This window comes from Sulfuriferula sp. (genome assembly GCF_054605375.1).
Genome location: NZ_JBTSEG010000049.1, coordinates 1 through 12470, shown reverse-complemented (window position 1 = coordinate 12470; position 12470 = coordinate 1). Strand labels below are relative to the sequence as shown.

Here is a 12470-nt window from a genome sequence, read left to right as displayed (position 1 = left end):
CCAGATGCAGGACTGGAGCGGGCGCACCTACCAATACGGCTATGACGCCAACGGTAACCTGACCAGCTTCAAGAACCCGCTGGCGCTGGCAGGGTCGCAGAATCCGGTCAGCTACACCTATTACAGCGCCGCCGACGGCATCAATGTCAACCACGCCATGAAAAGCTATACCCTGCCGCGCGGCAACGGCATGACGTTCGAGTACTACGCCAACGGGCGCGTGTTCCGCCACACCGACACGCTGGGCGAGACCAATACCTTCACCTACAACACCTTCCGCAGGGAAACGGTGCAGGTCAACGAGCGCGGCCAGACGCGGCGCTTCCTGTTCAACGCCAACGGCGACCCCACGCAAATCACTGAGGAAAACGGCGCGCAGCACTCCTATACCTACGACACCAGTCCCGCCAGCCTTCACAACCGGCTCAGCAAAACCGATCCGCAAGGCGATGTCACCAGCTACGCCTATGACGCCAACGGCAACGTCACGCAGATCACGAATCCCTCTGGCGCCACCGTCGCCTACAGCAACTTCAACGCCTACAACCAGCCCGGCAAGGTGAAAGACGCACGCGGCAACACCAGCGTGATGCAGTACGACGCCCACGGCAACCTGACCCAGAGCCTGCAACTTAAAACCGGCCTGGGCGCCGCTATCGACCCGGCGATCTACACCCCCGCCGCCGCCGACCTCGTCGCCTGGGGCGTGAACAGCTATGACGCCTACGGCAACCCGCTGACGCGCAAACAGGTGCGCGACTTCGCCACCCAGGCCGCCACGCCATCCGCGCTGACCGGCCCCACCTGGCAGTCCGGCTACGACGCACAAAGCCTGAACGTGGTCGGCTTCACCCGCTTTGGCGACAAGAACGGCGACGGCGTCATTGGCGCCGCCGAGAACGACGTCTCGCCTGCGCTGGCCTACGACAGCCTGGGCCGGGTCAAGAACGGCATCGACGCCGACTGGCAGGCCACGCAAACGGTTTACGACAGCGTCGACCGCGCCATCCAGGCGAGCGATGCGCTGGGCAACCTGCGCGACCTCCAGTACGACGCCAACGGCAACCCGGTGCTGGAGCGCCTGAACCTCGGCGCGCCCGGCGCCGCCACCCTGGCGGACAGCCGCAGCGCCGGCTACGATCAGTCCGACCGCAAGGTGTCCAGCACCGACGCCGGCGGCAACGTCACCGCCTACCAGTACGACGCCGCGGGCAACCTCACCCAGATCACCAGCCCCGACAACTACACCCTGGGCTTCGAGTACGACGAGGCCAACCACCTGGTCAAAGCCTACGATCAGGAAAACCACAGCGTCACCCGCAGCCTGGACCTGGAGGGCAAGCCCAGGACCGTCACCGACCCCAACGGCAACACGGTGAACTACGTCTATTACGACGCGAGCCGCGACGGCCGGCTCAAGCAGACCCTCGACGCCGCCAACCACGCCACCACGTTTGACTACGACGCCAACGGCAACGTCGTTTCCGTCACCGACAACCTGGGCCGGGTCACGCTGACCCAATACGACGAGCTCAACCGCCCGGTTCGCGTCGTCGGGCCGGTCTACAGCGATGCCAGCCTGGGCAATCTGCGCCCGGTGACCGTGTTCCAGTACGACAATCTGGGCAACCGCACCCTGACGGCGGCCGGCTATACCACCGATACCAGCGGGATAGGCAGCGCCGCGGACGTGGTGAACCCCCAGCTCGCGGTGGCTTATGACGACTTCGGCCGCAAGCTCAGGGAGACCGATCCGCTCAACCACATCACCAGCTACCAATACGACAGCAACAACAACCCCGTGAGCATCACCGACGCCAAGGGACAAGTGACCCAATTCACCTGGGGCTACGGGCATCAGTTGCTGACCCTGAAAGAAGCCAATAACCAGATCACCACGTATACCCGCAATACCCTGGGCCAGCCGACTCAAGTGCAAGCGCCGCGCGTGGTCTACGGCTACCAGTACGATGCCAGCCATCGCCTGGCCCAGGTCAGCGATTCCCGCGCCGGCAAGCGCCTGAGCTACGCCTACAGTCCGGGCGGGATGTTGAACAGCATGATCGATTCCGACGGCAACCGCACCGATTACCTGTACGACCCGGTGGGACGCCTGGCCGGCATCTGGGCGCCCAACTATGACTACACCAGTTTCAGTTACGACAATGGCGGGCGCCTCGTCGAGAAGTGGTTCCCCAACGGGGTGGATGCGCAGTTCACCTGGAACACTGACAACACCCTGGCCAGCCTGACCAACAAAGCCGGGGCCAGCGTCGTCAGCAGTCACGTTTATGCCTACGACGCAGTGGGCAATCGGGTAAGCCAGACCGAGACGGTGAACGGCACGGCGATCAGCTACAGCTACCAGTACGATGCGCTGAACCGCCTGACCCAGGTCAGCAACGGCAATGCGGCGAATCAAGAGAACTACGCCTACGATCCCGTCGGCAACCGCACGGCCAAGACACTCAACGCCACCACGCCGAGCACGGTGGCGTATGTGTACGATGCGGCGAATCAGTTGAAGGAGATTCATCAGACCAATGCGGCCGGGCCATTGCTGGCGAGCCTCGCCTACGACGCCAACGGCAGCCTGACCAGCCGCAGCGACACCGGGCTCACGCTGGCCTACAATGCGCTGAACCGTTTGGTCCAGGCCAGCAGGACCGGGCAGGCGAATCAGGCTTATGCTTACGATGACAGCGGCCGGCGCATTGCCAAGACCGTCGGGTCAACGACTACCAATTTCCTCTATGGCGGGCCGGATATTGTGGCGGAGTACGGGGCCAGCTGGGGAACCCCGACGGCGCAATACACGCACGGGCCGAATCAGGACGAGCCGATCGAGCGCATCACGGCGACGGCGGCGCAGTATTTCCATCATGATGGGCTGGGGAGTATCGTGGGGGTGACGAACAATCTGGGCGGGACGGATGCGACGCAGCGCTTCGATGCGTGGGGGAATCAGATTGCGAGTACCGGGACGCAAACCCGGTATGGCTATACGGGGAGGGAACCGGACGAGACGGGGTTGATCTATTATCGGGCCAGGTATTACGATTCGACCATCGGACGATTCGTAAGTCGTGACCCGATTGGGTTGGGTGGCGGGATCAATCTGTACACCTATGTGGGCAACAACCCGGTCAATCTAACTGACCCGCTGGGGCTGCAGGCGCAGAGCCCGCTCATCCTTGCGCAGGGCGGCAACTACTTCCAGACCACACTGACCGATGTGGGCAATGGACTGACAAGCATGGCGCAAAGTCTGGCCAAGGTGGCGCCGGGTGCCGAAGCGATGAACAATGCGACGGCCAGCTATAACGCGGGTAACTACGGAACGGCTGCGTTGTGGGGCGTGGGGGCTCTGGCCGATGCGGCTCTTGCCATGGGGACGGGAGGAGAGAGTGCTGCTGCGAAAACAGCAATTGGTGCAACGGGGAAAATTGGCGAGAATGTCCTTAAAACACTGGGTGGGGAATCGCAGGTTTATTTCCCTACCAGTCAAGGTGGTCGCTATATTGACCAATTGGTTGGTGGCGTAGCGAATGAATCCAAAGTAGGCTATGCAAGTTTGACGAAATCTAACGCATTGCAGATTTCAAAGGATGTTGAGTTGATTCAAACGCAGCAAATTAAGAGCTCAACTTGGAATTTCTTCACCAGCCCTGTGACCGGGGTCGGTGGGCCATCGCAGCCTTTGCTGAACATGCTGCAGCAAAATGGCATCAACGTCATCATTCACAAACCATGACCTACGCGATCATTCAACCGCCATTCACGCTCAAATTTCGAGAGATGTCCAAGAAGGAACTCAAGAACTATTTCGAGTGGTTCCAGAACATTCTTCCGCAGAGGGTGGAAGAACTTACTAAGGCAGTGAAACAGACACCAGGATTTGATTCATGGCAGCCAGACTTAACGCCGACATCGCTTGAGCTGTTGGGCGACTGGTTCGTCACGCAAGTCGAGACGCGACTAAGGACACAGGGTGAACTCCATGAGATTGAATCCCGCTCTACCTATCCCATTGAAATTCCCGGAGAGGAGTTAACGAACCGCACCTTCTCCTTAGCAATGGACGTAGGCATGTATTTGAGCCAGGTATTTCTAAAGAATCACCCAACGCTTCAGTGGAATCAACCGTTCGGCAACAAAAAATACGTTGACTATGGGCAGCCAGTTCTCGTGGAATTCGGGGCAGCCCCCTTTAACCCTGTTCGTATGTTGGTGACGCTTGCGTATGGTGCGGCTAGCAAGGAAAGAACAGGCAAAAGCTTGCGCGAACTCTATGACATCTGGGCAAAAATGATCTGAGATCGGCATTACCGCCCGTCCGCCGAAAATTTTTGAATTTGCGCACCTGTGCCTTTGGGCACGCCGGCCAAAAGCGTGCATGCGTGGAGGCATCCGGGGCGCCAGACATCACCATCCCTTATGCGAACCCGAGCGGGCGCGCAGCGGTGCGCCGACCGAGCCAGCTTGCCTGGTGAATGGGCGCACTTTGCATAAGCCGTGGTTATGTTCATTGGCCGATAGGCCATTTACCCTGGATGCCTGCTCAGGTCAGGGTGGCTCGATGCCGGCGTGGCCTGTCGTTCCTTCCTTTTAAAAACAAAAACCCCGGTCGCTCCGCTGTGGCTGCGGTACGCCGGGGGTTTCTGTTCTATCTTTAACGCGTAAGGCGCACTCAACGCACGTAACGTGTAATGGTAGGGCGTCAATAAGCGAAGCGCATTGCGCCGAATGCGTTGATGGCCACAGCACCCCTGTTCTTTAACAACCCGACGCCAACCGCACCGATTACCTGTACGACCCGGTGGGACGGCTGGCCGGCATCTGGGCGCCCAACTACGACTACACCAGCTTCAGTTACGACAATGGCGGGCGCCTCACCGAGAAGTGGTTCCCCAACGGGGTGGATGCGCAGTTCACCTGGAACACGGACAATACGCTGGCGAGTCTGACCAACCAGGCCGGTGCCAGTGTCATCAGCAGTCACGTCTACAGCTACGACGCGGTCGGCAACCGCAGCACCCAGACCGAGACGGTGAACGGCACGGCGATCAGTTATGTGTACAGCTACGATGCGCTGAACCGCTTGATCCAGGTAGCCAACGGCACGGCGGCGAATCAGGAGAACTATGCCTATGATCCGATAGGCAACCGCACGGCCAAGACCCTCAACGCCGTCATCGCCTCGGCCTCCGTCGTGGCCCGGTAAATGGTTTTCAGCTCGGCAGCCACCAGCTTGCGGTCTTTCCAACCGACGAAATCGAGGCTGTTGCGAATCAGATGCACGATGCAGGTCTGCACCTGCGTCTGCGGAAAGACAGCATTGATCGCTTGCGGAAAGCCCTTCAGACCGTCAACCAGCGCGATCAGTATGTCGTCCACGCCGCGGTTCTTCAATTCCGTCATCACGCGCAGCCAGAACTTGGCCCCCTCGGTCTGCTCGATCCAGATGCCCAGGATATCCTTGGTGCCATCCGGACGCACGCCCAACACCAAGTACACCGCCTTGTTCTTGACGGTGCCCTCGTCGCGAATCTTCACGCGCAGGGCGTCAAAGAAGACCAATGGGTACATCGGTTCCAGAGGTCGGTTCTGCCATTCCGTGACTTCCTGCATCACTTCGCCAGTGATGGTCGAAATCAGGTCAGGCGAAACTTCCAGGCCGTACAACTCGGTCAAATGACCCTGAATTTCACGCACCGGCAAGCCGCGTGCATACAGCGATACGACCTTGTCGTCAAAGCCGGGAAGACGCCGCTGGTGCTTGGCAATAAGCTGCGGCTCGAAGCTGCCGTCGCGGTCGCGCGGGATATCGAGCGTGAGCTTCGTTTCGGCCGCCATCACGGACTTCTTGCTGCTGCCGTTCTTGTGGTTGTACGTCGGTTTTGAACCGCTGCGCTGCTGCTCCAGATGATGAGAGAGCTCGGCCTGGAGCATCCTTTCTGCAAGCGCCTTTTTGAGCTGCCCAAACAGCCCGGCATCAGTAAACATCGTTTGCGGATTGGCCGGGTCTACCCCGGCAAGTAATTGGTCCAGCGTGGCTTTGTCGAATGTGGTCATACGTATCCTCTCCAAGGATAAATTTTATCGTATGACTTCTTTCACACAAAAAATCTGACAGGCTCGACCCACCCCTATTCCTCAAACTCAGGGACTTCATCATGGGTAACACCTCCGACCATACCCTTCTGACTGAACAGGAAGCTGCCGCTTTCCAACCCTATGCACAATAAGTCCGCTCTGAATTGGCTCGCAAATGATCGTCAGCGCGACCCGATCATCCCGTTCATATTGTTACAAGTGCACCCTACTACCGCGAGAGTGATTTTATCTTTATTACTACCCGCATGCTGGATTCGAAAACGCGTTTTGTCCGCATAAATAATCGGCTCTACGCCAAGCATCGCAATGTGTCCGAACGACGCAGGAATGGTGAACGCAGGAAGTGTGAAATGATTTATTTGCAGCAAGGAATTGAACGTCGCCGATGGGGTAATCCGGATCGCCGCCTGAGCGGTAGTAATCGGCGCGCTCACCCACAATGACCCAGGAAAAGTGATCGATCCAATTCAGCAAAGCCAGAATTTTCCAGCACAAGAGATACTCATTATTCTTGGTTAAATTTGAATTTGCATTGAATGAAACGGTGGTTGGCGCCGGTCCTATTTGCGTTTAAGCCGCATCAGCAAAGGCAATATCAGCATCATCAACCACAGCGTACCTGGCTCCGGAACAGAGAGAGAAATACTGCCTGCTCCAGGTTGCAGGTCAACCGGATTGGCAGAAAGAATAGGCATAGATGGAAGGATTAGAGACCCACAATCATGGGGCAGAATACTGAGACACTCGTTCCCGCTCGTTGCTCCATTGCTAAGCCCCCTACCCCCTATCAGGTCGATGCCGTCGGCAGTGATACCACCGGTGAGGATAAGTTGCCCAGGCGTTTCAAGTATAAGGTTAATCCCTGTGGCGTCGATCAATCCGGCGATCAGGATGTCTCTCAGCGACAGTAGCGTTATATTCGGCATCCTCGCATCAAAGCGCAAGGTGATGTTGGCGCCGATATCGATCGAAGTGAAATCAAAGATACCATCGGCACGGTACGGCAGGGTGTAGTCAGTGACGGGCGCGAAGGGTCCGTCGGCTCCAGTAATGATTGAGGCGGCCGAAGGGTAGGTTGTGGTCAATGCGAGCACAATCATCAGTACTTGAATCCATTTATGCATCACTATCTCCTTCCTGATTGGTGACAACTTTATGCCAGTCCACCCACGACCGTTTGATTTCAGTGTGTGTAATTCGGGTAGCCTATTTTGCAAGCGGCTCAACACTCAAACTACAGATATCCGACTCCCGGATTCAATAGGCGTTACGGTTTCTAAGCACGACAAGGAAAGTCTTAAGGATGATCACCAGGTCGAATAACAACGTCCATTGGCGCAGATAATCCAGATCGTATTGAATACGTGCACGCATTTTTTCCACGGTTTCGGTTTCACCGCGCAAACCGTTGACCTGAGCCCAGCCGGTAATACCGGGCTTAACTTTGTGGCGCAGCATGTAGCCATTGATAAGTTTGCGATACAGCTCGTTATGCGCAACCGCATGTGGGCGCGGACCCACCACGCTCATCTGGCCTTGAAGCACATTGATGAATTGAGGAAGCTCATCCAGCGACGATTTGCGCAGAAAAGCCCCCAGTCGCGTCACCCGCATATCCCCTTTCGTGGCTTGCCTAATCTCCTCATGACTATCCTCGCAAACTGACATGCTACGGAATTTGTACACCATTATTTCCTCTCCATCCTGCCCATAACGGCGCTGCTTGAAGAGTATGGGACCTGGAGACGAGAGCTTTACGCCTAATGCAATCACAGCCATTAATGGCGCCAGCAATAACAGCATCAGGCTCGAGAAAACCAGATCAAAGAGTCGTTTTCCAACCCTGTTGATACCATAGAGCGGGGTTTCACATATCGCCAGCACAGGGATACCGCGAATATGATCTATACGTGCCTGGATCAGGTCCGACACAAAAAAATCAGGCACAAAATAAATCGATGCGGTAGTGTCCCGCAATTCGTTCAGCATTTTGACGATACGCGGCTGAGAACTGACAGGGAGCGCGATGTAAACCATATCGATATTATTGTTCTTTACATATTCCGGGATGATTTCCAATGTACCCAGCACGCTGCCTTTACTTACTACAAGCCTGTCGGATTGAATACGGTCATCAAAATAACCGACAAATTTTATTCCGGAATATCGATCTGAATCGAACGCCTCAGCTAGCTGCCTGCCGAGCTTTCCAGCGCCGACGACCACAGCGGTACGCTCTCCTCCTTCCAACACAATCAGCCGAGGAAGCAGGCGAGAAGCAAATCTATGCGCGATAAATAACATGATCGGAACAGACAATACCCACTGGACAATAACTTCCACTGGAAAGGTATCTTCATAGCCTCCGGCATAACCAAATAACAGCAGCATTCCTGCCACGCTAAACCATGGCAGGCTGATATCGCTAAAGAAAGCGCGAAAAGTCGGCTCAGGCCAGCTGCCGGGAAATGTTAACGAAAATATAATCAGGGACAATAGCTGATATTCCCTGCCAAAACTTTCCCCATTGAGCAAGACAACACCAGCCAGCGTGGCTATACTGACTATGGGATCGAGAAGCAGCTTTGTCAGCGAGGCGAGCGAGAGTTGGCGACGGAATAGCCACTGCTGATGATTTTGACGAAGTCCTAGTTCTTTCATGTGGGGCAGTCTATCTTGTGTTCGTGACAGCCTTGCAACACCAAGGTTACATCTCCCTTATGTTCCCGGTCAGCATTGATCATTCTTGGCATTTCTTTTTTCCAGGTGACAGACAATGCTTCGTCAAGCCTTCTACCTGAATGCTTTCCGTATGAAAACCTGGCAATCTCTTATTGAACAGGCTTAGCGGCGGCCTATTGCATAGTATTCAATACCCTGCTCGCGAACCTGCGAGGGAGCATATAAATTACGTCCATCAAAAATGACTGGTGTCTTCAATGCAGCCTTGATTGCGGCAAAATCCTGCACGCGAAATTCTTTCCATTCAGTCACAATCGCCAGCGCATCGGCAGCTTTCAGCGCACTCATCGGCGAATCTGCATAAGTGAGTCGCGCATCAGCTCCATAGATACGCCTTGATTCCTGCATCGCCACCGGGTCGTAAGCAGTCGCGGTCGCACCCAACGCCCACAAACCTTCGATCAAAACACGACTGGACGCAGCACGCATGTCATCCGTATCAGGCTTGAACGCCAGCCCCCATATCGCAAAATGCATGCCTTGCAAATCAGAACCGAAGCGTGCCGTAATCTTGTCCAGCAACACCCGTTTCTGCGCCTCATTGGCAGCTTCCACGGCTTGCAAAACCTTGAGAGTCACATCGTTTTCCAGTCCAGTCCGGATTAGTGCCTGTACATCCTTGGGGAAACAGGAACCTCCATAACCACAACCCGGATAAAGAAAATGAAAACCGATGCGCGGATCCGCGCCGATACCCAGACGCACCTGTTCGATATCGGCACCCAATTTATCCGCCAGAATCGCGAGCTCGTTCATGAAAGAGATACGCGTCGCCAGCATTGAGTTTGCAGCATATTTGGTCAGTTCGGCAGAGCGCACATCCATGACCACGATACGGTCATGGTTGCGGTTGAACTGTGAATAGATATCACGCATCAAAGCAATTGCACGCACATCCTCAGTACCAATCACAATCCTGTCGGGGCGCATGAAATCCTCTATTGCCGCCCCCTCCTTCAAAAATTCAGGATTTGAAACAACCGCAAAAGGAATGTCAGCACCCCGTTTGGCCAATTCGGCCGCGACTGCGGCACGCACCTTATCTGCCGTACCGACTGGCACCGTCGATTTGTCCACAATAACCTTGTACTCAGTCATGTGACAGCCAATGTTGCGGGCGGCAGCAGTCACATACTGCAAGTCAGCCGAGCCATCCTCATCGGGCGGCGTACCTACGGCGATAAATTGTACGTTACCGAAGGCCGCGCTTTCCTTGATGCAGGTGGTAAAGTGCAAGCGCCCGGCAGCAACATTGCGCTGCACCATTTCCAGCAGTCCAGGCTCATGAATGGGTATGCCACCCGATTTCAGCGTATCGATCTTGCTTTGATCGAGATCCAGGCAAAGCACGTCGTTGCCGACTTCCGCAAGACAGGTGCCAGTGACAAGTCCGACATAGCCAGTGCCAATGACAGAGATTTTCATTGTTATTTCCCGGTTAAATTAACCTCTGCAAAGCCAGGGCTTACCTCAGAGTTGTTTCTTGGAGTTGGCTGGTAAGCTGCTGCCTGATAGTGGTTTACCAACCCCCTTCCATATTGGGGAGCCAGCGGATTGAGCTGGTGCCCAAGATCATGGGCTGTGGATTGAGCTTTAGACCTGCGTCCAAAACCCAACTTACAACTGCGTAGCCTTACGCTGATCAAATTACCTGCGCTACTTGCCCATCCAAAACACCACCGTAGGTGAATGCCCCACCTGCCGGAGCTTCTGGAGAAATCAGATCGTGGCGAGGCACCTTTTGTTGAAAGTAGTCCTTGCTGAAGCGATGCACATCTGGCGAAGCCAGTGCTTCCGTAATGGCCCACCAACGCAGTTCCACATGCTGCCTCTCGGGGTTGGGCAAAGGGAAATCTTCCGCCACATTCAACTCGTGGCCGAGCACCACATAATGCGATGGAACGCCCGCTTCTTCGGCAAAGCAATCCGCGTGAAAGTGCTCGAATGCTCCAAGCCATTGAGGCACAATCTTTCCCCCTGCGAGCGCGGCGCCCAAACCGAGCTCGGTTTCGGCAATACGTGCAAGCGCGGACTGGATAGGTTCATTCTTGAAAATACGGCCGCCCGGTACAAACCAGGAAGCTTGCGCCGATTGGTTGTTCCGCATACTGAGTAATACCTCCTGGCCACGCATCACGACCAGACCAACGGAAACCAGCGGCGCCACGACCATGGCGTTTTCGATCGCACGAGTCCGGGCATTGCCGAAAACCAGTTGTCTGGTTGCGCCAATCACGAACAGAGTGTTGGTGACCAAATAGCGTTTCCATAAACGGCGCGGCTCGGAAACGAGGCGATGCAGCCATTCCAGCCCCGCGTTTTGCATCCATACCGGCGCCCGGCTGATCGTACCAGCGTGATAATCAAATGCTGCACCAACACCAATCATGACAGCATTCACTCTGCCACGATGAGTCGCCATCCATTGCTCCTGCTTGGGGCAGCCGAGACTCACCCACACCGTACTCGCGCCCGAAGCATTAATGCGTGCCACATCCGCTTCGTCTTCAGCAGTCGTGGCCGTCCGAAACGGCGGAGAATGCGCACCTGCAATCCGCAAACCAGGAAACGCTTCTACCAGATGGCGCTGTAAAATTTCCAGCGTTTCCGGCCTGCTGCCGTAGAGATAAATGGACTCTCCATTTTTTGCAGCCTGTTCGCAGTATTTCCACATCAAGTCTGGTCCATTGATACGCTGCTGATCCATGTAACCCAGTTTGCGTAGCATCCAGGCAACCGGCGCTCCGTCCGGAGTTGCCATATCGGCCTCTTTCACCACGCGACCGAAGGCTGCGTCTTGTCCAGCAGTCACAACCGCATGTGCGTTGCAGATACACACGTAACGGCTCTCGCGTCGGGCGGCCCAGCGCGAAATACGCGCAAGCGCATGCTCCCAGGTCAACACGTCTATGGGTGCCGATAGCACGGCGGCTGTTTTTTTCTCATGCATGGTTGTTATTCTTTTTGTCGGAAGCGGCATTTCCGCCAGCGGCAACGATCACATGCTCGATCGGCGTAGTGGTCGCTAAATCTACGGCCAGCTTCAAGCGTTTCATGGTCGGTTCTCCCTCATGGTTGAATCTGTGTCGAACAGAATCCGGATGGATAGGGAAAACCGCCGCAAAAACTTCTCTCTCCCCGCCCATTCCCCGCGGAAACTGCGAGTTAAGACTGTGTGTGATAGTAGATTTTTGAAATGTCTCCAACGTGACGAAACAATGAGTCGTTCGGACTATGAAGTCGCCCCTGCAAAACCCTCCGATCCCGCATATGCAGAGGAATTTAGCTGAATTTACCCCACCGGAATCTCGCAGGAATTAAAATAACAGGTGCCGAAACCCGAGAGAAATCGACAGCTGAGAGAAGAGATGACCGACGACTTTTTCCGCGCCCGTCTGGAGCAGATGATTGACCTCAAGCACCCGCTCGCGGTGTTGGCGAACCGACTGCCATGGACACAACTTGAATCGGCCCTCGCGCCGGCCTGTAGTGGTCTAATTTACACAGACACTCCGATAGGTGGATCATTCACCTATGGAGGAAACCTGGATGGGCAAGCAACGCAGGCAATTTGATGCCGGTTTTAAATTGGAAGTAGTCCGCATGGTCAA

The 12470-nt window shown here is 55.6% G+C and carries 7 protein-coding genes and 1 pseudogene; 3 read left to right on the top strand and 5 right to left on the bottom strand.

Annotated elements, in window-relative coordinates:
- From ACYCZJ_RS15900 to ACYCZJ_RS15890, 3 genes are all read left to right on the top strand, one after another.
- Positions 1-3754: RHS repeat-associated core domain-containing protein (locus ACYCZJ_RS15900; protein ID WP_461555203.1), on the top strand; the 3754-nt coding region annotated here is incomplete at its 5' end.
- Positions 3751-4317, top strand: a complete 567-nt coding sequence (locus ACYCZJ_RS15895; protein WP_461555202.1) for a hypothetical protein — start codon at positions 3751-3753, stop codon at positions 4315-4317. The genes ACYCZJ_RS15900 and ACYCZJ_RS15895, both read left to right, overlap by 4 nt.
- Positions 4318-4819: 502 nt before the next feature.
- Positions 4820-5224 carry a hypothetical protein gene (locus tag ACYCZJ_RS15890; protein ID WP_461555201.1) on the top strand — a complete coding sequence of 135 codons (405 nt, stop codon included), beginning with the start codon at positions 4820-4822 and terminating at the stop codon, positions 5222-5224.
- Here the strand turns inward: ACYCZJ_RS15890 and ACYCZJ_RS15885 are convergent.
- From ACYCZJ_RS15885 to ACYCZJ_RS15865, 5 genes and pseudogenes are all read right to left on the bottom strand, one after another.
- Positions 5185-6075, bottom strand: a pseudogene (locus ACYCZJ_RS15885) (IS256 family transposase); the annotation flags it as partial. The gene ACYCZJ_RS15890 and the pseudogene ACYCZJ_RS15885 overlap by 40 nt on opposite strands.
- A gap of 602 nt (positions 6076-6677) precedes the next feature.
- The gene (locus ACYCZJ_RS15880; RefSeq protein ID WP_461555200.1) at positions 6678-7241 is read right to left on the bottom strand and encodes a PEP-CTERM sorting domain-containing protein; all 564 of its coding nucleotides are present in this window, start codon (positions 7239-7241) and stop codon (positions 6678-6680) included.
- A 133-nt stretch (positions 7242-7374) separates the two neighbouring features.
- Positions 7375-8778 carry an undecaprenyl-phosphate glucose phosphotransferase gene (locus ACYCZJ_RS15875; RefSeq protein WP_461555199.1) on the bottom strand — a complete coding sequence of 468 codons (1404 nt, stop codon included), beginning with the start codon at positions 8776-8778 and terminating at the stop codon, positions 7375-7377.
- A gap of 183 nt (positions 8779-8961) precedes the next feature.
- The gene (locus ACYCZJ_RS15870; RefSeq protein WP_461555198.1) at positions 8962-10284 is read right to left on the bottom strand and encodes a UDP-glucose dehydrogenase family protein; all 1323 of its coding nucleotides are present in this window, start codon (positions 10282-10284) and stop codon (positions 8962-8964) included.
- Between the two features lie 217 nt (positions 10285-10501).
- Positions 10502-11809 (bottom strand): WecB/TagA/CpsF family glycosyltransferase, encoded by a 1308-nt coding sequence (locus ACYCZJ_RS15865; RefSeq protein ID WP_461555197.1) that lies wholly within the window; start codon positions 11807-11809, stop codon positions 10502-10504.
- Positions 11810-12470: the final 661 nt, after the last annotated feature.

Bases quoted from the DNA above. Each gene is read 5' to 3' on its own strand.
- ACYCZJ_RS15865 (WP_461555197.1), bottom strand. From the start codon at position 11,809: ATGCATGAGAAAAAAACAGCCGCCGTGCTATCGGCACCCATAGACGTG.
- ACYCZJ_RS15870 (WP_461555198.1), bottom strand. From the start codon at position 10,284: ATGAAAATCTCTGTCATTGGCACTGGCTATGTCGGACTTGTCACTGGC.
- ACYCZJ_RS15880 (WP_461555200.1), bottom strand. From the start codon at position 7,241: ATGCATAAATGGATTCAAGTACTGATGATTGTGCTCGCATTGACCACA.
- ACYCZJ_RS15895 (WP_461555202.1), top strand. From the start codon at position 3,751: ATGACCTACGCGATCATTCAACCGCCATTCACGCTCAAATTTCGAGAG.
- ACYCZJ_RS15875 (WP_461555199.1), bottom strand. From the start codon at position 8,778: ATGAAAGAACTAGGACTTCGTCAAAATCATCAGCAGTGGCTATTCCGT.